Genomic DNA, 24,979 nt, shown 5'->3' with positions numbered 1-24,979 from the left:
TATTTTTAGAAATGAAAGCGATGTCAAAGCCTATGTATTATTTGTCTTGTTAATAAGTTGTTAAGTATAAAGATAAATTTATTCAGGAGGAGAGATTTGATGGATACCAAAAATAATGGTTCAAAAGGTGAAGAAATAAGTATTTACCCGAGGGACAGATTTTTCTGGTTTGGAGAAATAAATAAAGCTTCTACAGTAATGCTAAGAGAGCAAGATATTATTTCAGAGGAATTATGCGCGGAAATTGCGAAAGCTGTAGAACAAGTAATTATTGATGGAGAAAAGCCAGGTGCAAAACGCACATTTGATTATTTTGAGTTAGAGCAAGAATTAATCGCTTATGGTGGTCCAGAAATTACCAAAGTACATGTTGGTAGATCCAGAGTAGATATGGTTGATGTAACAATACCGAGATTAGAGCAACGAGATGCTATTCTAGATAGCTTTGAACAATTTATATTAATGAGAAAAGCGTTACTAGAATTTGTTAAATCAAATCCAAATGCGATTGTTCCTTTTTATACTCAGGGAGTACCTGCACAACCAACTACCTTAGGTCACTACTTAGGAGGTTATTTAGAAGCATTCAGTAGAATTGCTGATAGATATTTAGAACTTTGGGAGAGGTTAAATAAATCACCTTTTGGAGTGGCTGCGGGTGGAACTTCGAGCTTTCATTTAGATAGAGAGAGGCTTAGTGAACTACTAGGGTTTGATGGAGTGATTTGTAATTCATTTGATGCAGCACATGCAGCACCTTTAGATATAGGTATAGAGGTTAGTAATGTTGTTAGTACAGTAGCTTCGACTGTCAGTATGTTTATGACAGACATATTACTTCAATATACATATTCAAAACCATGGATAATCATGGATGAAGGAGTATATAAGCAAGGAGCAGATTCTGTACTGAAAGAAGGGGAGTTAACCGGTACTAGTAGCATGATGCCTCAAAAAAGAAACCCTAAAGCTTTAACAAGAGTTAGAATGCTTGCAAGTACTGTAAAGGGATCTTCAGTAACTTTTTTAATGCAATCTCATAATATTATCCATGGCTTAGTTGATTATAAACTTGAAATAATTGATTCGTATCCTTATATGCCTTTAAATGCCGTTAAATTGTCTACAGAAATGCTTGAACTACTCAAAAAAGCTATCGGGATTTTTGTCTTTGATGAAGAAAGAGCGTTAAAAGAAGTGACGAGTGATTATACAATGATTACAGAATTGGCTGTGGAGTTACAAAAGGAATATGATGTCCCATTTAGAATAAGTCACCATTTCGCGTCTGAAATTGTAACCTATGGCAAAGAACATCAACTTGTCCCATTAGAAATACCTTATTCTATTGCACAAAAATTATATAGTGATACGGCTAAAACCTTTAAATTTCAAATAGAAGATCTTCCATTATCAGAACAGGATTTCTACAGTATTTTAAAACCAGAAACCATGGTAAGAAATGCTGCGGTATTAGGTGGACCGCAACCATCTGAAGTTGAAAGAATGCTTGGAATTGAGGAAGAGAAAATACTGACTGATTTAGGTTGGCTAGAAAATAAACGCAGTAAATTAAAAGAAGCAGAGCATAAACTGAGAACGGAGTTTGAAAACTATCTGTAATGAATTAATTTTTAAAAGAAATTAATCAAAGGGGAGAAACCTATGAAAAAGAGTCTGCTCATTTTAATATTACTATTTATCATTTCGTTAATTGTTGGATGTAATGCTGAAACGACATCAGAAAATAATAATGATCAAAAAGAAACAAATGATGGAGTCCAAAATGAAGACGATGAATCTGAAGATGAAAATGATGCTGGAGGTGTTTTAAAAATAGGATGGAATTCCTTGCCTTCAGCGCTAGACCCTCACATTACTACAGATTCAGGTCCGAGAAATATAGGCCCTAATATTTTTGAAACACTAGTAACTGTAAATGCGAATAATGAGATAGAGCCTATGTTAGCAGAATCATATGAAATAAGTGATGACGGTAAGATTATCACTTTTCTGCTAAGGGAGGGTGTTCAATTTCATAATGGAGAAGAAATGAAAGCAGAAGATGTCGTAGCATCAATGCAAAGATGGCAAGAATTTTCTTCAGCAGCTAAATCTGAATTAGGAGAATCTACGTGGGAAGCAGCAGATGAATATACAGTTATCTTAAATGTTGAAAATCCATCTTATGTTTTAGTAGAGTCATTAGCAGTTTTAACACAGTTTCCAGCTATAATGCCTAAAGAAATAATTGAAGCAGCAGACGAAACTGGGGTTAAAGAATATGTTGGTACAGGTCCTTTTAAATTTGAAGAATTAAAACAAGATCAATATATTAAATTAGTGAAATTTGATAACTATACTCCACTATCTAATACTTCTGGAGGATTAGCAGGGAAAAAAGAGGCCCTAGTCGATGAATTATATTTCTATCATGTTCCAGACACTGCTACAAGAGTAAGCGGATTAATTAGTGGTGAATATGATGTAATACCAGAAGTAGAGTTAGATGCTGTACCACAATTAGAGAGCAGCAATGAAGTAAATTTAATGCATGCGACAATTGGAATTGAAACGATTAATTTCAATAAGCAGAAAGGATTGTTCACAGATGTCAGAGCGAGAGACGCTGTTAATTTAGCTATTGATAAAGAAGCTATCATGACATCTATTTTAACAAATTCCGATTACTTCGAATTGGATCCGAGCTTGGTTACAAAAGTCAACACAACATGGTATTCAGATGCAGGTATGGATGAATACGAAAAATATGATCCTGATGAAGCTAAAAAGCTTTTAGAAGAGGTTGGATATGATGGAGAAGAGATAAGGATTATTGTAACGAAGGAATCTATGTTCCAATATCAAGGAGCAATCCCTCTTCAAGAACAATTACAAAATATTGGTATGAATGTGAAATTAGATATTATGGATTATCCAACATGGCTTGATAATAGAAAAGATCCTGATAAATGGGAATTGGTCATTCATAGTTGGTCCCCGCAACCAACACCATTACAATATTTATTTCTAGATTCTAAAGCTGATTATCCTGGTTGGACAAATAGTGCAGAGATAGATGAACATTTAAAGAATATTAGAGCTTCACAAACGCAAGAGAGTGCTAAAGAAGAATATGAGAAATTACAAACAACTTTTTGGAAAGAGAAACCCGTTATTGTAGTTGGACATTATAGTCAGCTTGATGCTTTATCTAATAAAGTAGAGGGCTATGAGATGTTCATGAATGTCCCTATTTTTTGGAATACATCTATAGAAGATTAAAAAAATCTATGAATAGATAAAAGGGTGTAGATTTTAGTATGGATAATGTGACGTTGACAAAAAAATTAGCTGAATTAATTTATATGTCTGATCCTTCGCAGAGCGATAAAGCCATGGAAGAAGCACGACTGGGAATCCTTGATTTTTTAGCATCTGCCTTTCCAGGAACTACAGATCCTAACCTTAACATAATATGGGATACTATTGTGAACAGCGATGCTGTGGAACAAACAACAGTTTATGGAAAAAAACAGAAGGTGGGACAATTAAATGCTGTACTCTATAATGGCTATGCTGGACATGCCTTAGATTTCGATGATGTTCATAGTGGAATGGGCGGACATCCAAGTACAGTAATTTTACCTGTGTTATTCTCATTAGCTGAAGTCCGAAAGTGTAGTGCTAGGGATTTGTTGAAAGCATATATTGTCGGAATAGAAGTAGCTGGCAAAGTAGGGAAGGCCTTAGGAAACATATATGAACATAAAGGCTTTCATAGTACTTCAGTAATAGGTGGGATTGGTGCAGCGGCAGCGGGGGCATATTTATTAAATTTAAATATAGAAGAAATTACGAATGCTATAGGTTTAGCTGCAACCCAAGCGAGTGGTTTAAAAATTCATTTTGGCTCGCCAACTAAACCACTTCATGCTGGATTAGCTGCTCAGGCTGGACTGATGGCTGTATTATTAGCTGAAAAAGGATTAAAAGGATCAGAGGAAGTTTTTGATGGCCCTATAAGTTTCTTTGCCGCTTATGGCTCAGGAGATTCAATACCTGAAACAGCAGTACAGAATTGGGGAGAGCCATGGCAAATTCTAGAACCAGGATTACAATACAAGCCGTATCCTTGTTGTTTTGCAACCCATGTAGCAGCTGATATTATATTAAAATGGAAGAAGCAAAATTTATTTTCTAATAAAGACATTTCAAAGATAAATATCACATTTCCACCTGATGGAGATGCTGCATTGATTGTTAGAAATCCTAAGAATGGATACGATGGCAGGTTTAGTATGGAGTATGTAGCAGCAGTCGCCATTATAGAAGGAAACTTAGGAGTAGAATTTTTTAAAGAACAAGAAATTCGTGAAGATATAAAAGCATTAATGAATAAAGTAGAGCGTTTATATGATGAAAACGCTGAATCAGTATCAATAAATAAAGATGCAAGATTCACACATGTTGAAATTATACTAAACAACCAAACAACCTTTGCAGAAAAAGGATTTTATCCGAAAGGTACGCGAGATATTAAAGGGAAATTTAATAGTGTAATCAGTGGTAATGAAAAATTGAAAAATATTCCTAACTTAGTTGAGGAAATGAATTCAGTTAAAGACTTGGAAAAATTGATTTCTTTATTTCGAGAAGTAAAATAATTAGAGAAATCAGCTTGTGAAGTATTCGAAGGATTACATTTTGATGGGAAGTCAATGAAGCTTCATTGACTTGTATGGAGCAAAGGAATATACTTTATATAGTTAATAGTCATTAGAATAATTGAGGATGTTCAAAAAGTCCAACAAAAATGACACTGCGAATTTCTGCGTTGACATCATTTTTCCGATACTCACGTATTTAAAAGCATACGCTCCGTTCGTAAAAATGATGTCGCCTTGAACTTTCGACGCACAGGATGTGCTAGTATCGGTGTTGCAACAGGACGTTGCGAATTTAACCGATGATGGTCCTTTTTATCGCACTTTTTGAACACACGCTAATAGAGGTTAATTTATGGGACTTAAACATCGAATTGGTAAAATAGCAATTACACTGGCAATGTATGATGATGAAGAACGTGATGCTTTACAAATTGCAGAGAAAGATTTGCAGGTTTGTGAAGGTAAAGTAGGTTCGATGAACATGCAGAAGGTGATTTCAGCTGTTGAAACTGCGGTAAAGAGAAGTGGGCTCATTAGAGAAGATGTTTATCGAGAAACCCATGCATTATATCATGCAATATTAGAAGCCTTAGAAGGTGTAACACGAGGGCAATTAGCAATTGGTGAGATGATGCGCACAGTGGGGTTGAGGTTTGCAGTAGTTCGTGGGGTAGCATATACGGACAAAAAAGAAGGTGAATGGTTAGCCGTTGCTTTTTATGGAACCATTGGTGCACCTGTTAGAGGATTAGAGCATGAAGCGGTTGGTCTAGGGATTAACCATATTTAAAATTTAACCAGCGAAATTTCTTGATTATAAGTAAAGCTGGCTGAAAATAATCGTGACCTATAGTGATAAGTGATTAGGAGGTGATGATGGCTTTTGTGATGCCATTATTATCTCCTTTTTTAATGGAAAGGAAGGACAACTATGATTGAATTAACAGGACATACTTTAACTATTGAACAATTGAAGCGTATTTGCATGGATATGGAGGAAGTAAAGATTTCTTCAGAAAGCATGCAGGCTGTAAACGAAAGTAGAGCAGCAGTAGAACATATTGTAAAAAGTCAAAAGACAGTTTACGGTATTAATACAGGATTTGGGAAGTTTAGTGATGTCATTATTAATGAAAATAATGTGGAAAGCTTACAATTAAATTTAATTCGTTCTCATGCATGTGGAGTAGGAAAAGCCTTTCCCGAAGTTGTTTCTAGAGCAATAATTGCACTTCGTCTAAATGCATTATTAAAAGGTTTTTCTGGAGTGCGACCAGTAGTAGTAGAGCTTTTAGCAGAGCTTTTAAATAAAAAAGTACATCCAGTGATTCCTGAGCAAGGTTCACTTGGCGCATCTGGTGATCTTGCTCCATTATCACATTTAGCACTTGTTTTAATCGGTGAAGGAGAAGTACATGGAACAAATGGAGAAATATTGCCAGCTGCTCCTGTTTTAAAGGAAAAGGATATTGAAGCGATTACCTTACAAGCAAAAGAAGGTCTTGCATTAATTAATGGAACACAGGCAATGGTTGCAGTAGGGGTTATTAATTATATTGAAGCAGAGAAACTTGCTTATGATAGTGAATGGATCTCTGCGATGACAATGGAAGGCTTAGAAGGAATCATTGATGCATTTCATCCAGCTATTCACGAAGCTAGAGGTTACCCGCAACAAGTAGCAGTAGCTAAACGAATGACAGAATGGTTAGAAGGAAGTTCGTTAATTACACGCCAAGGGGAAAAGCGTGTTCAAGATGCATATTCGATTCGTTGTATTCCTCAAGTACATGGAGCGACATGGCAAGCATTAGATTATGTAAAAGAGAAGTTAGAAATTGAAGCAAATGCAGCAACAGACAATCCATTAATCTTTGAAGGTGGGGATATCGTTGTTTCAGGTGGAAATTTCCACGGGCAACCGATCGCACTTGCAATGGACTTTTTAAAGATTGCAGTAGCAGAGCTTGCGAACATTTCAGAACGAAGAGTGGAGCGTTTAGTAAATCCACAATTAAATGATCTACCACCATTTTTAAGCCCAGAGCCAGGATTACAATCAGGAGCAATGATTATGCAATACGCTGCAGCAGCACTTGTTTCTGAAAACAAAACTTTGGCACATCCTGCAAGCGTGGATTCTATTCCATCTTCTGCGAATCAGGAGGATCATGTAAGTATGGGAACTATTGCTGCAAGACATGCAAATATGATTATCCAAAATACACGAAATGTTTTATCGATTGAATGTATTTGTGCATTGCAAGCAATAGAGTATAAAGGGCAAGATAAAGCTTCACCAAAGCTGCAAGAAAAATGGCAAGCTTTACGTAAAATTGTTCCAAGCATTACGAAAGACCGTGTGTTTTCAAAAGATACAGAGGCATTGAGTAACCATCTTCATCCAATTAATAAAATTACCAAATAAAATTTCAAATGCTCAACTAATTTATCAAACATTTAGTATGAAACCATACATCTGCTAACTGTTTGATAAATTATTCTTGAAAATTATTAGAAAATAATAAATATTACATTTATAATGTATATAATCTAATTAGGAAACAACTCTTGAAAGGTGGTGGTTGTTCATAGTTTTGGCAGGTGTGTTTCCATGTGTAAGTAAAAATAGGGAGGTATTTAAAAAATGAACCAGAAAAAAAGTTTATTATTCATTGTTATACTCTTCATTTCACTTCTCATGATTATTACTGGATGTAGTGATTCATCAACAAAAGGTGAATCTGAAGACGCGGATCAAGATACTAATCAGCAAGATGAGGGCGAAGATGAGGATAAGGAAGAACCAAAATCTTCTGGTGGTATATTAAAAATTGCTTTAGATGCAGCGCCTCCAACACTAGATCAACCGACAAGTACCGCAACGGCTTCTCGAGATGCAACGAGACTTATATATGAAAGTCTAGTAGCTACAGATTCTAATTTCCAGCCTGTTCCAGTGTTAGCAGAATCAATCGAAACGGATGACAATAAAAAGTATACGTTTCATTTGCGACAAGGTGTTCATTTTCACAATGGCAAAGAAATGACGTCTGAGGATGTCGTTGCATCTATGGAGAGGTGGTTAGAGAAATCGAGTGTTACAGGTAATATATTCAATGGTGCGACCTGGACAGCTGAGGATGATTATACGGTTGTATTAGAATTGGTTGAACCATCCCCTCTTACGTTAGATACAATGGCGTCAGCCAAGCAGGCAGCTGGGATTATGCCTAAAGAAGTTGTTGAATCCGCATCAGCAGATGGAATTCAGGAATATATTGGAACAGGTCCTTTTGAGTTTGTAGAATGGAGACAGGATCAATATATTCATTACAAAAAATATGAAGATTATCAACCAGTGGATATGGAACCTGATGGTCTAATCGGTAGAAAAGAAGCGCTTGTCGATGAAATTTATTTTTATATCGTTCCAGATACCTCCACACGTCTAGCTGGGCTACAAACAGGAGAGTATGATTTTGCTTATGGTGTGCCTTACGATAATTACGATCAGTTAGAAGATGATCCTAATTTAGAAACGATTCTTACTCCGTCATCAAATCATATATTAGTATTTAATAAAGTCGAAGGAAAATCTACTGATTTTAAATTACGAGAAGCGATTAATACGGCATTAGATGATGATGAGATTATGTTGGCAGCTTTTCCAAATACAGACTTTTATTGGTTGGACTCAGGTTATATGGATGTCAATATAGTGAATTGGGCTAGTAAAGCTGGGGAAGAATACTATAACCAAAATGATCCTGAGAAGGCTAAGCAAATGCTAGAAGATATGGGATATAATGGAGAGGAATTCAGAATTATGGCAACACGTGATTATGATCATCATTATAATAGTGCGGTAGTTATTACTGAACAATTAAGGGAAATTGGTATGAATGTAACATTAGATATTTATGATTGGCCAACTCTTAATGAGAAAATGGGTAGTGACTTTGAAGACTGGGATGCTTTCATTACATCTTCCTCAACGGTAAGTACACCTCCACAGTTGATTGCTTTAAGTCCTTCTTTTGGTGGGGGAGTTAATGATTCAAAAGTTGCTGAGGATATGAAAGAGATCGAAAATGCACCAAGTCTTGAAGAAGCACAGAAACTATGGGATGATTTGCAACTTTACGTATGGGAGGAGCTACTTCCTATTGTTAACATAGGTGGATTTAATGCTTTATATGGTCATAGCAATAAAGTAGAAGGGCTCACAGCAACGACAGGTCCAATTTTCTGGAATGTAAGTATCACAGAGTAAAAATAAAATACAGATAAATAGAATAAAGAAGCCTGATAATCCTTTGTTATAAAGTGATTATCAGGCTTTTACTTTCCTTCAAATAATAGCTGTTTATTATTAACCTTTTCGATTATCAGTTATCAAGTCTTTGGTATATCTAATTGCTAATCCAATAATGCGAGCTCGACTTTCTTTAGCAATGATTATTGGTTCGTGCTTTGGATTGTCAGGCATAAGTAGTAATGTATTACCTTGCTTTCGAACTCTTCTTAAAGTAGTTTCATTACTATCTGTTAATAGAACTGCCGCAATTTGACCATACTCTACTTCTGATTGTTGACGTATAAGGACAAGACTACCATTTGGAATAGTTGGTTCCATAGAATCGTTATTATTTTGTAAGTATAATAAGTTTCCGCTAGGAAGATCTTCAGGTGATTCATATTTATAACCATTAAAATTTTCCTCAATATATATTGGATCGGTACAAGAAATGGAATCTAATATTGGTATTTGTATCGTTTGTGACGGTGCTTTAAATAGATTAGGGGATTTTTCTTCTGTTAGATCTGATCTTCTAATATGAAAATAATCCGCTAAAAGCTGAATTTTATCCATTCTAGGGTATGTTTTGGCTTTTACCCAGTTCGACATGGTCATTTCTGGAATATCTAACTCTCTAGCAATATCTGTTTGATTTTTTCCGCTTCTATCAATATAATGTTTTAGATTAGTTGCCATTATTTGTTTAAGTATATCTGCTTTGCTTTTATTTACCATCTTACGTTTCCTCCTCCCATCCTCATACATTATCAACGTTTGTCTACAAAAAAGCATAACTTGATTATTTATAAAAATGTATATAATCAAGTTTTCTTAGGTATGGTGGTTACTTCAATTTATAACTTATTTATTTATATACATCAAGTGTCAAGGGATGTTAATAGTATTGGATTTTGCTAAATAGTTTACATTATTCACTATTATACTACTATTGTACTATAAAAAATGAAAAGAATGATTATTTGTATAAATATTCTGTTTTCAATTGACGATACTTTTTAAAGGTATTATAATAGTTAGAAATGCTGATGGAGGGAGGGGATAAAATGGGAGGAAAGATCCAAATTTCTCTAGTTGCAGCAAGAGTTAATGCCGAACTGAAGCAAGAAGAGGCGGCAAATAAAATCGGTATTTCGGTAAAGGCGTTGCGTAATTATGAACTTGGGATTGAGGCAATACCTAGACATGTTTTTAAAACGATCGCTAGAGTATATGGACTCCCTGAAAATGCTATAAGAGTGCCTATTGTAGATGACGGTGAGTATGATGATCCTACTTTTATGGGCCATAATAACTTTTAAAGGTATTATTTTAGTAATAAAACTCAAAATGTAGCATCATATTTTTAAAAATGAAAACGTTATCAAGAAAAATAAGACATTTTGTAAGAAACATTGATTTTTAATTAGTTGAGAGACCTTCATTTATTGAAACGTGTAAAAAGGGATAAGTAGCTATAAATCTGTTAGATTACTACAATTTCATGGAAAAATTTTAAGTAAAATTAACTGTTTATTCCATTTATTTGGAATAATACATATCAATTTTTATAGGAATTATAGTCATATTTATTACTGCTTCTTAATAGAAATAGTTTACTAATGCAGTTATTAAAAAGTGCTTAAAAAAAAATGGGGGATGGTTTTTTAATGAATAGAACGGATGTCTTAGCTGAGAAACAAAAAATAGTAGATGCGGTTGATAAGCGTGATAGCGAATTCCGCGAAATTTCCTTGAAGATTCATGCACATCCAGAGCTTGGGTTTGAAGAGTATAAAGCGTCGAAATGGCTTGCGGATTATTTAGAGCAAGAAGGGTTTACAGTTGAACGAGGTGTTGCTGGTCTAGAGACAGCTTTTATTGCTACTTGGGAAGGTTCCTCTGAAGGTCCGACAATTGGAATATTGGCTGAATATGATGCATTACGTGGTCTAGGGCATGCATGTGGACATAATATCATTGGTACTTCTGCTGTGGGAGCTGGTATTGCACTAAAAGATGCTTTTCCAGATCTACCAGGGAAAATCAAGGTAATAGGAACTCCTGCTGAAGAAGGCGGTGGAGGTAAAGTCATTATGACAGAGGAAGGAGTTTTTGATGATCTTGACGCAGCAATGATGACCCATCCGGGAAATAAGACAATGGTATTACGAGGCGGAATTGCTTGTGTAGGAGCTACATTTAAATTTTATGGGAAAGAAGCTCATGCTGCGGGATCGCCTGAATTAGGAATTAATGCGTTGGATGCATTAATGAATAGTTTCGCAGCTATTAATAGTCTGCGTGAACACTTTCCTGATGATGTTCGCGTTCATGGAATTGTTACTCATGGTGGAGATGCAGCAAATATTGTACCTGGATACTGTGAGGCAAGCTTTGTAGTCCGTGCAAAAACTAGAAAAAAATTAGAAGGTATTAAAGAAAGAGTTTACAATGCTGTCCGCCATTCTACTGCAGCTGTAGGGGCAACATGTGAAATTATTGAAGGTGTTACATTTGCTGAAAGAAATAATAATGTACCTTTAGCACATTTATATAAAGCCAATTTAGAATCCATTGGAGTAGAGGTATTAGCCCCTCCTAAAGATGGTGGTTTAGGGTCTTCAGATATTGGAAATGTTGGGCAAGTTATACCAACTATTCATCCTTATATTAGGATTGGTGATGGCGGTGGTCATACACCTGAATTTGAAAAAGATTCCAAATCTGAAAGTGGAATGATTGGTCAAAATCAGGCAACAAAAGCAATGGCGATGACTGCTTATGATTTATGTGTTAATCCAGACGCTCTACAAAGTGTAAAAGATTCATTTGAAATTTGGAAGTCTACAAAGGATGAATAAATCGAACAATCATTTGTTATAACAGACTTTATAGAAATACGGAGGAGATTTCATGAGGAAAATCTATTTATTTTTATTTCTTGCATTAGTATTAGCTATTGCTGGTTGCTCTAGTGGGGATGATACGGAAGAAACTGGAGGCTCTGTAGAGAGCGGTGATTCAAAGGAGCTGATTATTGCCAATGGTCAGGATATCATTTCATTTGATATACATGATCACAATAATACGAGTACGGAAGCTGTTCATGTAAACATGTTTAACTATCTTGTTAAGAATGATGGAGAAGGTGGCTTCACTTCTGATCTAGCAGAAAGCTGGGAAAACATAGATGATACTACCTGGTCATTTAAATTAAAAGAAGGCGTTAAATTCCATAATGGTGATGAATTAACTGCTGAAGACGTTAAATTTACGTTAGAGCGTGTAGCTAATGATGATACGCTACGTGAGTATGGAAATTACAAACAGATAGAAGAAGTTCAAGTGAAAAGTGATTATGAGTTTGACATTATCACGGAAAATCCTGAACCAATTTTGTTAAATCGATTATCTCGAATAGGATCTGGAATCTTGCCGAAGGATTACATAGAGGCAGAAGGTTGGGATGTATTTCTAGATAATCCAGTGGGAACAGGTCCATATAAATTAAAAGAATGGAAAAAAGATGATCGTTTGGTGTTAGAGCCTTTTGAAGACTATTTTGGTGATGCTGCGAAATGGGAGGAAGTTGTGTTTAGAAGTATACCTGAGGACTCAACACGTGTATCAGAATTATTAACTGGTGGTGTCGATATTGCGGTAAATATTCCACCAACCGATTTTGAGCGGATTGAATCAACAGATGATGTTTCGATTGAGACATCTGATAGTCAGCGAGTTATGTTACTAATCCTTCGTACACAAGGGGATTACGCTACAGCTGATCCATTAGTTCGTGAAGCAATTGATCTTGCAATCGATAAACAAGCAATTGTTGACTCATTACTTGAAGGAACTGCTACGGTAACACGAACTCGTGTAACTCCAGGGAATGGTGGGGCAAATGAAGATCTATATGGCCAAACACTCTATGATCCTGAAAGAGCAAAAGAGTTATTAGCAGAGGCGGGATATGAAGATGGTGTCACGATAAAAATTAGTGCTCCAAATGGTCGTTATATAAAAGATAAAGAGACAGTTGAATTGATAGCTACAATGCTAGCGGAAGTTGGAATAACTGCTGAATTAGAATTCCTAGAGTGGAGTGCTTTCTCTACTAAGAGATCTGATAAATCCTTTGATGATGTTCACTTTATCGCATTCGGTAACTCCATGTTTGATGCATCAAATGCATTAATATCATTGACAAAAGAAGAATCTGTTGGGGAGACAGATTATGATAACCCACAAACAGATAAGCTTATAACAGATGCTATACAAAATATGGATCTTGAAGAAAGAACAAAACAATTCCAAGAAGCGCAAGAATTGATAGCTGAAGATCGTCCACATATTTATTTATACCAAGTAGAAGGAATTTATGGTGTGAATGAACGTCTGAACTTTGAACCTCGTTTAGATGAAATGTTCTATGTAGATGATATTACATTAAATTAAAATACTAAATTTTCCAGGGGGAATTTCCCCCTTTTATTTTTCTAGTATACCCGATCGGTTTAATTAACATTCAGCAGGGCGTGCTAGTCGTACTAGTACATCACATTGCCCTCTGGATGAAGTTTTACTTTATAGAAGGAGGTAAATACGTGAAATATTTGCTGACAAATTTATTGAAAACAATCCCCGTATTATTCCTTGTTACACTAATCGTTTTCCTGTTGGTTCGGGTTACTGGTGATCCTGTTTCACTAATGTTACCTGAAAATGCAACTTTTGAAGAAAAAGAATCTTTAAGAGAAGCATTAGGATTCAATGAACCCCTTTATAAGCAATATTTTACATACTTGGGAGACTTGGTTCAGGGGAATTTCGGTGAATCACTAAGGTACAATACGGACGCCTTCAGCTTAGTTCTTGAACGGTTGCCAGCAACAATAGAATTGGCTATAGCTTCAATGGTAATAGCTATTTTAATATCCGTACCACTAGGAATATGGTCGGCGATTAGAAGGAATAGTTTTATAGATTTATTCATTACTGGAGGATCTGTTTTAGGAAAAGCCATGCCGAACTTTTGGCTAGGTATTATGCTGATTTTATTTTTTTCTGTGCAAATGGGGATATTCCCGGTCTCTGGTAGAGGTGGATTGCTGCATCTCGTTTTACCAGCTATCGCATTAGGAACTGGAATTGCTGCTGAAATGACTAGGCTGATTCGTTCTAGCATGCTTGAAATTTTAGGACAAGATTTTGTTCGTACAGCTCGAAGCAAAGGTTTAAAAGAGGCAATCGTAATCAATACACATGCATTTCGAAATGCGCTAATCCCTGTAGTTACGATTATGGCTCTTCAAACATCTACATTAATAGGTGGAACGCTCATTACAGAAACTGTTTTTGCATGGCCAGGAATGGGACAATTACTTATTCAAGCAGTTAATTTACGCGATATGGCTGTTGTTCAAGCTGCGACATTTTTAATTGCAGTATTCGTTATTGTAAGTAATCTCCTAGCAGATTTAGTTTATCGATTACTTGATCCAAGGATTAAATACGATTAAGGAGGGACTTTTATATGGAAAATGTATCTGAAGAAATGCAGGCTAATCCTAATCGTAAAGCGATGAGTCGTGTGAAAAAATTGGCAAGCAGATTATTAAAAAGTAAAACAGGTATGGTTGGTTTGGTTATCGTATTGTTCGTTACATTAGTGGCAATATTTGCACCTGCTCTTGCCATGTATGATCCTGCAGCAACTGATGTATCTAATAGATTAGTTCCTCCATTTTGGTTAGAGGGAGGAAACACTAATTTTCTTCTCGGGACAGATAATTTAGGACGGGACATATTAAGTAGAATTATTTATGGATCTAGGGTATCGCTGTTAGTTGGAATAAGTGCTGTAATATTAGCCGGTATTATTGGAATGTTTTTAGGATTATTAGCAGGGTTTTATGGGAAAATATGGGATTTCATTATTATGAGAACAGTGGATTCCTTTCTAGCTATTCCTAATATTTTATTTATGTTAATTATTTTAGCTATAGTCGGACCGAGCTTGACAACTCTTATCCTCGTATTAGGAGGAACATCATGGGTGGTATACGCTCGAATGGTTCGGAGTGAAACATTAAGTGTAAAAGAAAGAGATTATGTTAGCTCTGCTCGAGCGATTGGATCCAAGAATTTTCGGATTATTACAAAATATATTTTACCTAATGTTCTTTCATCATTTATTGTTATTGCTACATTAAATGTAGCTTCAACTATTATCGCAGAAGCAAGTCTAAGTTTCCTTGGTCTTGGTATCCAATCTCCTGAAGTTTCTTGGGGACTTATGTTAAGTGATGGTAGAGAATATCTTGCAACTAGTTGGTGGGTCGCAACATTCCCTGGTTTAGCAATTACTATTACCGTCTTAGGAGTAATTTTCCTCGGTGATTGGTTGAGGGATGTACTTGATCCTAGAATAAAAAGTTAGGGATGAGGTGAAGACTTGAGTAATAAACTTTTAGATATTAAAAATTTAAAAGTCCGTTTCAAAACAGATGACGGTTATGTATCCACTGTTAATGGCGTTACATTCAGTATGGAAGAAGGAGAAACCTTAGCCATCGTAGGAGAATCTGGAAGCGGGAAAAGTGTTACATCCCTTGCTTTAATGGGGATACTTCCACCGAATGGTGAGGTTTATGATGGTGAGATTTTTTTTAAAGGAAGAGATTTACGTAAGATTAGTAAAAAAGAGTATAGGGGATTAAGAGGGAAAGAAATTTCTATGATTTTTCAAGAGCCAATGACAGCTTTGAATCCAGTTTTTACAAATGGATTTCAAATCAGGGAATCATTAATGCTCCATTTTAATTTATCAAAAGAAAAGGCTGATCAAAAAGGGATTGAAATGTTAGAGTTGGTTGGCATCCCGGATGCTGAAAAAGCGATGAGACGTTTTCCTCATCAACTATCAGGTGGTATGCGTCAAAGGGTTATGATTGCAATGGCTTTATCGTGTAATCCAAGCTTGTTAATTGCGGACGAACCGACAACAGCTTTAGATGTAACGATTCAGGCGCAAATTTTAGCACTGATGCGTAATTTAAAAGAAGAAGCTAATACAGGAATTCTAATGATAACCCATGACTTGGGGGTAGTTGCTGAAACTGCTGATCGTGTGGTCGTTATGTATGCTGGTGAAGTAGTTGAAGAAGCGCCCGTGTATGAATTGTTTGAAAATCCGATACATCCTTATACAAAAGGACTAATGGATTCTATACCAAAAGTTCACGATGTTGTTGATGATTTATATTCTATTGAAGGAACGGTTCCGAATCCTTCTGAAATGCCGACTGGCTGTAAATTTCATCCACGATGCCCTTTAGCGGATAAGGAATGTACATTAGTTCATCCAGAATTAGAATATGTAAGTGAAACTCATGCGAAACGTTGTATCAAGGTATAGGAGGGGAATACATGGTAAGGACAAGTGATAAAAAGGAGTCAGAGAGAGAATTACTCATAAAAGTAAGAGACTTAAAAAAACACTTTGAATTATCAAAAGGGTTGATTAAGAAAGAAGTATCTAAAATAAGAGCGGTTGATGGAATTAATTTTGATGTGTTTGAAGGAGAAACTTTAGGTATTGTTGGTGAATCAGGGTGTGGTAAATCAACAACAGGCCAGCTTATTTTGGGGTTGCTAGATGCGACAGAAGGGCATATTTATTTTGATGATAAGGATCTTGCTGGATTAAGCCAAGAAGAATTACGAAAAGCAAGAAGAGATTTGCAGGTGATATTTCAAGATCCCTATTCTTCACTTAATCCTCGTATGACTGTGGAGCAGATTATCGGAGAGCCCTTAGTTGTACATAAACTAGCGTCTGGAAAAGAGTTAAGAAAGCAAGTTTTAGAATTAATGAGTTTAGTAGGGCTTCAGGAGCATCAATTGAAAAGATATCCTCATGAATTTAGTGGAGGTCAACGTCAGCGGATTGGAATTGCTAGAGCTCTCGCTTTAAAACCAAAAGTGATTATATGTGATGAAGCGGTTTCGGCATTAGATGTTTCTATACAGGCACAAATATTAAACTTATTAAAGAAACTACAGAGAGAACTGGATTTGACATATATATTTATCGCCCATGGACTACCTGTTGTTCGTCATATCAGTAATCGTATCGGAGTTATGTATCTTGGTAGGCTGGTCGAGCTTGCAGAAAGGGATGAAATCTTCGAGAGACCTCTTCATCCTTATACACAAGCACTGTTAGAATCTGTTCCTATTCCAGATCCGAAATTTCGTAAAGAAAAGCAATTGATTAAGGGTGAAATACCAAATCCTAGTAATCCGCCATCAGGATGCCACTTTCACCCAAGATGTCCATTTGCTGATGAAGTTTGTAAGCAAGAGAAACCAGAATATAGAGAATTACTACCTAATCATTATGTAGCTTGTCATCATCCATTAATTCATTTGGTGAAAGATGATAAACAAGAGGAAATTGCATCAAATCCTCATCAATAAACAAAAATTTTAAGAGTCTATTCTTAAGGCATACCTACAGAGAATAGACTCTTATTTTCATAGAAATAACTATGAAAATAATTATTTCGTATTGGTAAATAATTCACAATTCGCTTATAATAGATTTTGTAAGCGATTTATTAAATAATAGCAAGGAGAGGTATAATGGATATTCAGGCACTACATAAAGAATTAGAAGAGATTTTTCCAAAGATGGTTGAAATTCGTCGTGATTTACATGAGAACCCAGAGTTAGGATTTGAAGAAGTCAGAACACCTCAAGTTATTGCAGATTATTTAAGAAGCCTTGATATTGACGTACGTACAGAGGTTGGAGGAAGAGGAGTAGTTGGTACATTAAAAGGTGGTAAGCCTGGAAAAACAATTGCCCTACGTGCTGATTTTGATGCACTTCCAATTCAGGATGAAAAAGATGTTGAGTATAAATCAAAAGTACCTAATAAGATGCATGCTTGTGGTCATGATGGACATACGGCAACTTTATTAGGGGTTGCAACGGTATTAGCTAAACATCGTGAAGAGTTAGAAGGAACAGTTGTTTTCCTTCATCAACATGCAGAAGAGATTGCGCCAGGTGGAGCTAAACCAATGGTAGAAGATGGTTGTTTAGATGGTGTAGATTATGTATTTGGAGCGCATTTATCTAGTACAACACCATGCGGTACAATCAATTACTGTGAAGGCTATACTTCAGCTGCAGCAGATGCATTTGAAATTACAATTAACGGAAAAGGCGGTCATGGAGCACATCCACATACAACGGTTGACCCTGTTTTAACAGTAGGTCATCTTGTAGTAAACTTACAGCAAATTGTTAGTAGAAATGTAGATCCAATTGAGTCAGCTGTATTATCTATCGGATCTATTCATACTGGTAATGCTGGAAATGTAATTCCAGACAGTGTGACACTCAACGGTACGATTCGTTCTTATGATCCGGATATTCGTGATTTACTAGAAAATCGTATGAAAGAAATTACAGAAGCAACATGTGCATTAACAGGTGCAAGTTGTGAAATTAAATATTCTCGTGGTTATGATGCGTTATGGAATCATCCTAAAGAAACACAGTATTTACGTGATGTAGCTATCGAAACATTAGGAGAAGAGAATGTAAGTGAGAAGAAACCTGGAATGGGTGCAGAAGACTTCACATATTATGTTCAGAAAGTACCTGGAACTTTCTTCAATGTTGGAGCAAGACTAGATGATGATAGCAAAGTATTCCCACATCACCATCCACGTTTTGATATTAAAGAAGATGCACTTCTAGTAGGAGCAAAAGTCTTTGTTGCTGCAGTAGCTAATGCTAATAGATTAAAGTAAAATAATTAGAATGAGGGGCAGGACTTTCCATGAACCTGCCCTTTTTGCTGTATAAGAGGATGTTCAAAAAAGTCCAACAAAAATGACACATCGAATTTCTGCGTTAGCTTGCTTTTCCGTTGCTCATGTATTAAAGCCATAGCGGAACTTCTATTAAAACCATCCACGTCCTGTGGACAACACAGAAGTCACTACATCCTGTAGAAGTCCGCTACTCTAAGCTGCGATGCCTTGAACTTTCGACGCACACGACGTGCTAGTATCGGTGTTGCTCGCGTGACGTTGCGAACTTAACCGATGACGGTCCTTTTTACTGGCCTTTTTGAACACGCACTATAAAATCAAAATCGTTTTTTCGAAGAAGGAGTGAAATAGAATGTCAAAGGTTGAATTAAATGAAGTATATGAAGCGTTAGCGGATAAATTTATTACTTACAAAGATATGTCAGGGAGACCAGTAAAAGATGATGGAAGTAAGCTTGTTCCAATTGGTGAGGAATTCACAGGGAAAATTCATATTTTAGAAGATTATCGCTTGTATACTGGAGACCATGTATTTGTACGTGAAGCTCTTATTCCAATGCTAGTAAAAGCTCAAGCGGAAGTAAAGGCGATTCATCCAGATTATGATTTGGAAATTTACTGTGGCTATCGTTCATTAGATATTCAGAAAAGTAATTTCGAGCGTATTACAAAGCTCGAGCTTGAAGCGGATCCAACATTAGAAGGGGACAAGCTGAAAGAGAGAGCTCATCGTTTCTCTGCAGCACCAGATGTGGCTGGACATCCAACAGGTGGAGCAGTTGATGTGCAGATTGTAACTCCTGAAGGTCCTATTGATTTTGGTACGCCTATTCATTCTTATGCCAAAGACACGTATACATTATCTCCTTTTATCAGTAAGGAAGCTTGGCATAATCGCCAATTATTACGTGCTTGCATGCTGAAAGTTGGGTTTGCTCCATTGGATAGTGAATGGTGGCATTTCTCATATGGTGACCGTGAATGGGCAGCTTATTTTAACAAACCGCATGCACTTTTCACACAGTTACCAGTTCCGAATATAGAATAATAATAGCTAAGCAAAACCTTCTAAGTAACGTACCGATTTCGACTAATGGTACAATAATCTTAGAAGGTTTTTTATTATGGGAAATTCTCTAAACTAAAGGGATGAGTATAATGTATGTTTTATCCATATTTGATCGTGATCAACAGGAAATGCTTGGGATTAAATGGTTGATTTCAAAATATGCTTTTCCTATCTCGGAAATTCAAACAGATACGCAATTAGCGGCTGTTCTAGAGATACTAGAAAATAATGCACCACATATCCTTTGTTTGGAATTAGACATGATACCTGAAGATAAGTGGGAGTTAATCTATACTTATCTTAGTGTTTATCGAGGGAAAGTTATTGCAATGACAGCAGAAGCTACATTTGAGCGTGCTACACAAGCGATGTCCATGAAGGCTATTGACTTATGGGTAAAACCAATTTCTCCGACCCGCATTAAACAAGGACTGCAGCAAGCAATTCATCAACTAGGAGAAATTAATCGCAACGAACCTTTTGAAAAAAACATACAGGAAATTAATTATCATTCCTTATTTCGAGATGATTACACCTCTTTCTTGTATCCGGTATATTTATTAAAACCAGAATATAAAGCAGATTTGGATCTGCTTCAAGTCTTTATTGAACAGTTTGATTTTTATGATCAACCACTCCTATTTTCCCGTAGCGATGGGATAGTGCTGGTCTTTAGAAAAGATTTTCCAAAAGCCTATGAACAAGCGCAGCGGCTATTAAGTGAATGGGAACAAACGAATGGGAAGCCTCTATCTATTGTGGTACATGAAGCAAGTAATGATAAGTCCTTACACCAAATTTATTTGCAGGCACTTCAAACAATGGAGCTAACCTTTTTTCGAGGATATAGACAAGTCTTATCAACAAATACTATGAGAAATTGGGTGGATATGGACCCATTTTTAACGATGGAAGAACAACGTAATTGGATCCATATGTTAGAGGCTGCAGATCGTGAAGGAATTAAAACATGGATGTATCAGGATTTCTTTACGATTACTATGCCCTACCCAGAGCCAGGCTTGCTACGTACTCGATTAACAAGTATTCTTGCACAGGTTCGCAGATTTATGAAACAAAAAGGAATTACCCAATGTGAGGACGCTTACCAGAGCATATTTCATCGTGTTTTATATGAGCCAGTACTTTATCGAATTGTTCAAGACTTTATTCTATTTATCAATGATTTATTTCAAGTGATTGAAAAGAATACAGTGAAATTTGATGTGATTGAAACAGCGATTCGATATATGGAGGAAAATTACGCAGAACCTGAGCTTTCCTTAATTGAAGTAGCAGAATATGTAGGTAGAAGTCCATCTTATTTTAGCCATTTACTTTCAAAGCGCCTACAACAATCATTTAGGCAGCTATTGCTCCAAATCCGTATGGATAAAGCAAAAGAAATTCTAAATACGACAGATTATCCAATCCAGCAAGTGGCAGAGGAAGTTGGTTTTAAACAAGCAAATTATTTTAGTAGAGTTTTTAAAGAAACAACCAATATGACACCACGTGAATGGCGCCAAGGGAATAAAATGAAAGGCTGAAAGGTCTCGGCTCTCACAAGGAAGGTGTTTCATTGAGATGAAAAAGATGATTTTCTGGTCTTTGTTAGGAGTAGTATTTGTCATCACGTTATTTTTCCATGAGCAAAGTATATCTGAAAAAAGAGAAGTAGAGCCGAAAGCGGCAGAGGATATAGAGGACGTGGAGGAAATAGAAGGAACCCGCTTTTCTGGCTATTACTACCATGGCTACCTTGATCGGAGAGAAAAAGGCGATATAGAGTTTGATAGAGAGTATTTTTATTATATGAATCGTTATTTTAAGGATTATCTAGGACCAGGAAGACTTGTATCAAAAGGCAATAACGATGAGGAAACAGAAGATTATCTGGCATATTTTGAATCGATAGGTGGTTTAGAATTATATTCTTTTCCAAGAGGAGGAGTAGATTTAAATAATGGTGATTATATTACTTTTATTGTGAAATCACTCATTTTAGAATCAGATCCTGCGCAGATTCAGAAAGTAGAAGATATTGAGGTTTTATATGAATTTTAATGCAATTGAGTATAAAGCATAATTACCCCTTAAAAATGCTTTCATCGATATGAAAATATATTTACAAACTAAAAGGACCGCCTAATGGCGGTCTTCTTTATATGGAAAAAGAGTCACTTCTCTTTGTCATCAGATATTAGCGACTCTTTTATTCCACCTAGTATTTCCTAAGAAATTTTAACTATTCCCTCTAGATTATTTTGTGGATGTTTTAAAATAACAACATTCCTATCTTTTTACTTCTGCATTTCCCAAACACGCTTATTAATCAAATTTGGTGGGCATTTCCCTTCTAAGCCAAGCTCTAAGTTATGAGCGGCTAGCTCGGACATTTTTAATTCTGTTTCCCAAGTGGATGATCCAATATGTGGGACAGTGATGACATTTTTCATTTTTAATAAAGGATTATCTGGATGAACTGGCTCTTCTTCAAACACATCGAGCCCAGCTGCAGCGATTTCTCCGTTCTGTAAAGCTTCAATTAAATCAGCCTCTACAATCGTTTTCCCACGAGAACCATTAATAAAGATAGCCGATTGCTTCATAAGTTTAAATTCTCTTTCTCCTAATAAGCCCGTTGTTTCTGGGGTTAAGGGTGTCATTAAACAAATAAAATCAGCTTGCATTAATAAATCATCTAAATCGCAGTAAGTTGCATTGAACTTCTCTTCCACTTCTGGTTTTCTGGAACGATTATGATATAAAATATCCATATCAAATCCAAAGTGTGCTCGCTGAGCTATTGCTTCACCTATTCTTCCCATCCCAATAATTCCAAGTGTTTTATGGTGAACATCTATTCCGTAATGCTCCACTTCAATCATTTTCTCCCAATCTCCTTGCTTCACCCAATGATCAAGCTCAGGAACTCTACGTGCGGTTGATAATAAAATGGTCATCATCGTGTCTGCAACGGTATCTGTTAAAATTCCTGGTGTGTTTGTTGCCATAATACCTCGTTTTGTTAGCTCATCTATATCTAGATTGTTATATCCAACCGAGACATTACTTACGATTTTTACATTTGGAGCATGATCTAATAATTCTCGGTCAACGGGAAGTTCTAGACCAATTAATGCATCTGCACCCGCTAAATGAGCTATAAAATCAGGATCTGTTTTCGTATTAATATCTTTAAAAAAGTGAACTTCATATTTTTCTTGTAATTTATGTAAGACAGGTGCTTCTAAACGATTATAAACAACAATTTTTTGCTTCAAAGTAATTCCTCCTATCATCTGTCCTTTTCCTAAATTCACTATAACAAACTTCAACTCTTTTATAAATGAGTTATTTTACAATTTAAAATAGTTGGAACTAAAATATTGTTATAAAAATTTTTTTAGCTTATGATAGATTTATTGCGAAAACAACAAGGATTTTAAATCAAAAATGGGGGAATTACATCTTATGAAAAAAATACTACTCGGGATAGCAGCAATATTAGTGTTGGTACTTGTTGGTTGTGGTAATCAAGAGAGTGGCACAAACAGTAAGCGTACCAATCAAGACGGAGAAAAGGAATTAATTATCGCATCCGTTAGAGAGCCAGATACGTTAGATGTTCAAAGTACAACATGGGTAGATGATACAAACGGTCATCTATTTGATAAATTATTTAACTTTGATTTTGAAGGCAATCTAATTCCAGGATTAGTAGAGGAGTATGAAATATCTGAGGACTCTAAGGTTGGAACATTTCATTTAAAGGAAGATGCAAAATTTCATTCTGGTGAACCCGTTACAGCTGAGGCTACAATTCAATCTTTGGAGAGATTTTTAGAAATATCACCAGTGTTTGATATTTTAGGCCCAGTTGAGGATATGACAGCTGTGGATGAGCATACCGTGCAAATTACCTGGACAGAGCCATATGCTCCATTCTTTCCAGGAGCTACCACTGCATATATGGGGGTAATTGATACATCAGTATTAGATGATGCCGGAGAGGGATTTGAGAAAAATCCTGTAGCCTCTGGTCCATTAAAGCATGTGGAAACAAAGCGTGGAGAATCCATCACATATGAACCTTTCGAGGACTATAATTGGGGTGCAGAAGGTGCACCGGATTTTGATAAAGTAACTTTCCGTTTTATTTCGGATGATGATACAAGATTATTGGAATTTAAAAATGGAACAGTACATATTTTAGCTAATGTACCTCCACAATATTTGAAGGAACTGGAAGAAGATTCAGAAGTTACTTTAGAAAAGGTTTTGGAGAATGGTAACACTTATTTAGGATTTAATATGAAGCGTCCGATTTTTGAAGATAAGAGAGTCCGCCAGGCTATTGCTAAAGGAATTGATCGTGATCCAATTATTGATCATGCATTAGATGGAATGGCACAACCAGCGTATAGTGCCTTACCTAAAACAGTGTTTGGTTATAGTCAAGCAGTAGAGGATATGGCAGCAGAGAAATATGCTCGTGATGTAGAGGGAGCGAAGCAATTACTAGCAGAGGCTGGTTGGGATGAAATAAATTCAGATGGTATTGTGATGAAAGATGGGCAAGCCTTTACGATTGAGCTTTGGATGACGGATGAGCCAGTTATGCAACGTATTGGGCAAATTATTCAGAATCAATTAAAGGAAATTGGTATTGATATAAAGCTTGTCGTGCAAGAAGATGCGGCTATTCGTGCGCAAACTCCTGAAGGGGCGCATGAAATGATTTTATGGAGATATGGTTGGCCAGATGCGGACATTTTATATTCGCTATTTGGAGAAGGAATGTCTACACGTATGCATTATGAGCCAGCAGAATTAAATGATTTATTATTAGAAGCAAGAGCAGAAGTGGATATTGACAAACGCTTAGCACTCTATGAAGAAGCACAGGGATTTTTAGTAGAGGAATCGCCATGGGTTCCATTATTTGTAAGAGAAAGTGTGACAGCTAGTCGAGGGCTTGAAAACTTCAAAAAACACCCAATTCAGGATACGCTCATTTGGCCTGGAATGGAATTTGGTAATTAATTCTACATTTTGTAGAGAAAATAATAGAAGGTT

Annotated in this window: 20 protein-coding genes; 18 read left to right on the top strand and 2 right to left on the bottom strand. The window is 36.1% G+C overall.

The features are described from left to right. Positions 1–99: 99 nt before the first annotated feature. From AB4Y30_RS16310 to AB4Y30_RS16285, 6 genes are all read left to right on the top strand, one after another. Positions 100–1,623 carry a lyase family protein gene (locus AB4Y30_RS16310; protein WP_368653236.1) on the top strand — a complete coding sequence of 508 codons (1,524 nt, stop codon included), beginning with the start codon at positions 100–102 and terminating at the stop codon, positions 1,621–1,623. Between the two features lie 42 nt (positions 1,624–1,665). After that, a complete protein-coding gene (locus AB4Y30_RS16305) occupies positions 1,666–3,285 on the top strand; it encodes an ABC transporter substrate-binding protein (protein WP_368653235.1) in 1,620 nt (539 codons plus the stop codon). A 53-nt stretch (positions 3,286–3,338) separates the two neighbouring features. After that, positions 3,339–4,667 carry an MmgE/PrpD family protein gene (locus tag AB4Y30_RS16300; RefSeq protein WP_368653234.1) on the top strand — a complete coding sequence of 443 codons (1,329 nt, stop codon included), beginning with the start codon at positions 3,339–3,341 and terminating at the stop codon, positions 4,665–4,667. 355 nt (positions 4,668–5,022) lie between these two features. Continuing rightward, positions 5,023–5,460 carry a hut operon transcriptional regulator HutP gene (gene hutP / locus AB4Y30_RS16295; RefSeq protein WP_368653233.1) on the top strand — a complete coding sequence of 146 codons (438 nt, stop codon included), beginning with the start codon at positions 5,023–5,025 and terminating at the stop codon, positions 5,458–5,460. Between the two features lie 141 nt (positions 5,461–5,601). Beyond that, positions 5,602–7,098 carry a histidine ammonia-lyase gene (hutH, locus tag AB4Y30_RS16290; RefSeq protein WP_368653232.1) on the top strand — a complete coding sequence of 499 codons (1,497 nt, stop codon included), beginning with the start codon at positions 5,602–5,604 and terminating at the stop codon, positions 7,096–7,098. A 219-nt stretch (positions 7,099–7,317) separates the two neighbouring features. Then, entirely contained in the window at positions 7,318–8,946 is a 1,629-nt protein-coding gene (locus AB4Y30_RS16285; RefSeq protein WP_368653231.1) for an ABC transporter substrate-binding protein, read from the top strand. Between the two features lie 99 nt (positions 8,947–9,045). On the opposite strand, the gene AB4Y30_RS16280 is transcribed toward AB4Y30_RS16285, so the two are convergent. Beyond that, positions 9,046–9,708 (bottom strand): LexA family protein, encoded by a 663-nt coding sequence (locus AB4Y30_RS16280; RefSeq protein ID WP_368653230.1) that lies wholly within the window; start codon positions 9,706–9,708, stop codon positions 9,046–9,048. A 329-nt stretch (positions 9,709–10,037) separates the two neighbouring features. Between AB4Y30_RS16280 and AB4Y30_RS16275 the strand changes: the two genes are divergently transcribed. The 11 genes from AB4Y30_RS16275 (at position 10,038) to AB4Y30_RS16225 (ending at position 21,964) form a co-directional block, all read left to right on the top strand. After that, positions 10,038–10,292 carry a helix-turn-helix domain-containing protein gene (locus AB4Y30_RS16275; RefSeq protein ID WP_368653229.1) on the top strand — a complete coding sequence of 85 codons (255 nt, stop codon included), beginning with the start codon at positions 10,038–10,040 and terminating at the stop codon, positions 10,290–10,292. A gap of 348 nt (positions 10,293–10,640) precedes the next feature. After that, positions 10,641–11,834, top strand: a complete 1,194-nt coding sequence (locus AB4Y30_RS16270) for a M20 family metallopeptidase (protein WP_368653228.1) — start codon at positions 10,641–10,643, stop codon at positions 11,832–11,834. 52 nt (positions 11,835–11,886) lie between these two features. Continuing rightward, positions 11,887–13,431, top strand: a complete 1,545-nt coding sequence (locus AB4Y30_RS16265) for an ABC transporter substrate-binding protein (protein WP_368653227.1) — start codon at positions 11,887–11,889, stop codon at positions 13,429–13,431. Between the two features lie 149 nt (positions 13,432–13,580). After that, on the top strand, positions 13,581–14,495 hold the full coding sequence (locus AB4Y30_RS16260; protein WP_368653226.1) for an ABC transporter permease: 915 nt from the start codon (positions 13,581–13,583) through the stop codon (positions 14,493–14,495). Positions 14,496–14,557: 62 nt separating this feature from the next. Next, positions 14,558–15,415 carry an ABC transporter permease gene (locus AB4Y30_RS16255; RefSeq protein ID WP_368655245.1) on the top strand — a complete coding sequence of 286 codons (858 nt, stop codon included), beginning with the start codon at positions 14,558–14,560 and terminating at the stop codon, positions 15,413–15,415. Between the two features lie 15 nt (positions 15,416–15,430). Next, a complete protein-coding gene (locus AB4Y30_RS16250; RefSeq protein WP_368653225.1) occupies positions 15,431–16,393 on the top strand; it encodes an ABC transporter ATP-binding protein in 963 nt (320 codons plus the stop codon). Positions 16,394–16,404: 11 nt separating this feature from the next. Next, positions 16,405–17,457, top strand: a complete 1,053-nt coding sequence (locus AB4Y30_RS16245) for an ABC transporter ATP-binding protein (RefSeq protein WP_368653224.1) — start codon at positions 16,405–16,407, stop codon at positions 17,455–17,457. A gap of 165 nt (positions 17,458–17,622) precedes the next feature. Then, the gene (locus AB4Y30_RS16240; RefSeq protein WP_368653223.1) at positions 17,623–18,804 is read left to right on the top strand and encodes a M20 family metallopeptidase; all 1,182 of its coding nucleotides are present in this window, start codon (positions 17,623–17,625) and stop codon (positions 18,802–18,804) included. A 376-nt stretch (positions 18,805–19,180) separates the two neighbouring features. After that, a complete protein-coding gene (locus tag AB4Y30_RS16235; RefSeq protein ID WP_368653222.1) occupies positions 19,181–19,876 on the top strand; it encodes a M15 family metallopeptidase in 696 nt (231 codons plus the stop codon). A 110-nt stretch (positions 19,877–19,986) separates the two neighbouring features. Further along, positions 19,987–21,447 (top strand): helix-turn-helix domain-containing protein, encoded by a 1,461-nt coding sequence (locus AB4Y30_RS16230; protein WP_368653221.1) that lies wholly within the window; start codon positions 19,987–19,989, stop codon positions 21,445–21,447. 37 nt (positions 21,448–21,484) lie between these two features. Next, positions 21,485–21,964, top strand: coding sequence for a hypothetical protein (locus AB4Y30_RS16225; RefSeq protein WP_368653220.1), 480 nt, complete (start codon positions 21,485–21,487; stop codon positions 21,962–21,964). A 236-nt stretch (positions 21,965–22,200) separates the two neighbouring features. Here AB4Y30_RS16225 and AB4Y30_RS16220 read toward each other — a convergent pair whose 3' ends face one another. Continuing rightward, the gene (locus tag AB4Y30_RS16220) at positions 22,201–23,184 is read right to left on the bottom strand and encodes a 2-hydroxyacid dehydrogenase (protein ID WP_368653219.1); all 984 of its coding nucleotides are present in this window, start codon (positions 23,182–23,184) and stop codon (positions 22,201–22,203) included. 190 nt (positions 23,185–23,374) lie between these two features. Between AB4Y30_RS16220 and AB4Y30_RS16215 the strand changes: the two genes are divergently transcribed. Next, the gene (locus AB4Y30_RS16215) at positions 23,375–24,946 is read left to right on the top strand and encodes an ABC transporter substrate-binding protein (protein WP_368653218.1); all 1,572 of its coding nucleotides are present in this window, start codon (positions 23,375–23,377) and stop codon (positions 24,944–24,946) included. The last annotated feature ends 33 nt before the right edge of the window (positions 24,947–24,979 follow it).

This window comes from Ornithinibacillus sp. 4-3 (genome assembly GCF_040958695.1).
Lineage (GTDB): Bacteria > Bacillota > Bacilli > Bacillales > Amphibacillaceae > CALAMD01.
This window is presented reverse-complemented; position numbering and strand designations above follow the sequence as displayed.

Coding starts and splice junctions, on each gene's coding strand:
- AB4Y30_RS16305 (WP_368653235.1), top strand. CDS start 1,666: ATGAAAAAGAGTCTGCTCATTTTAATATTACTATTTATCATTTCGTTA.
- AB4Y30_RS16270 (WP_368653228.1), top strand. CDS start 10,641: ATGAATAGAACGGATGTCTTAGCTGAGAAACAAAAAATAGTAGATGCG.
- AB4Y30_RS16275 (WP_368653229.1), top strand. CDS start 10,038: ATGGGAGGAAAGATCCAAATTTCTCTAGTTGCAGCAAGAGTTAATGCC.
- AB4Y30_RS16255 (WP_368655245.1), top strand. CDS start 14,558: ATGAGTCGTGTGAAAAAATTGGCAAGCAGATTATTAAAAAGTAAAACA.
- AB4Y30_RS16225 (WP_368653220.1), top strand. CDS start 21,485: ATGAAAAAGATGATTTTCTGGTCTTTGTTAGGAGTAGTATTTGTCATC.
- AB4Y30_RS16280 (WP_368653230.1), bottom strand. CDS start 9,708: ATGGTAAATAAAAGCAAAGCAGATATACTTAAACAAATAATGGCAACT.
- AB4Y30_RS16245 (WP_368653224.1), top strand. CDS start 16,405: ATGGTAAGGACAAGTGATAAAAAGGAGTCAGAGAGAGAATTACTCATA.
- hutH (WP_368653232.1), top strand. CDS start 5,602: ATGATTGAATTAACAGGACATACTTTAACTATTGAACAATTGAAGCGT.
- AB4Y30_RS16265 (WP_368653227.1), top strand. CDS start 11,887: ATGAGGAAAATCTATTTATTTTTATTTCTTGCATTAGTATTAGCTATT.
- AB4Y30_RS16215 (WP_368653218.1), top strand. CDS start 23,375: ATGAAAAAAATACTACTCGGGATAGCAGCAATATTAGTGTTGGTACTT.
- AB4Y30_RS16230 (WP_368653221.1), top strand. CDS start 19,987: ATGTATGTTTTATCCATATTTGATCGTGATCAACAGGAAATGCTTGGG.
- AB4Y30_RS16235 (WP_368653222.1), top strand. CDS start 19,181: ATGTCAAAGGTTGAATTAAATGAAGTATATGAAGCGTTAGCGGATAAA.
- AB4Y30_RS16285 (WP_368653231.1), top strand. CDS start 7,318: ATGAACCAGAAAAAAAGTTTATTATTCATTGTTATACTCTTCATTTCA.
- AB4Y30_RS16240 (WP_368653223.1), top strand. CDS start 17,623: ATGGATATTCAGGCACTACATAAAGAATTAGAAGAGATTTTTCCAAAG.
- hutP (WP_368653233.1), top strand. CDS start 5,023: ATGGGACTTAAACATCGAATTGGTAAAATAGCAATTACACTGGCAATG.
- AB4Y30_RS16310 (WP_368653236.1), top strand. CDS start 100: ATGGATACCAAAAATAATGGTTCAAAAGGTGAAGAAATAAGTATTTAC.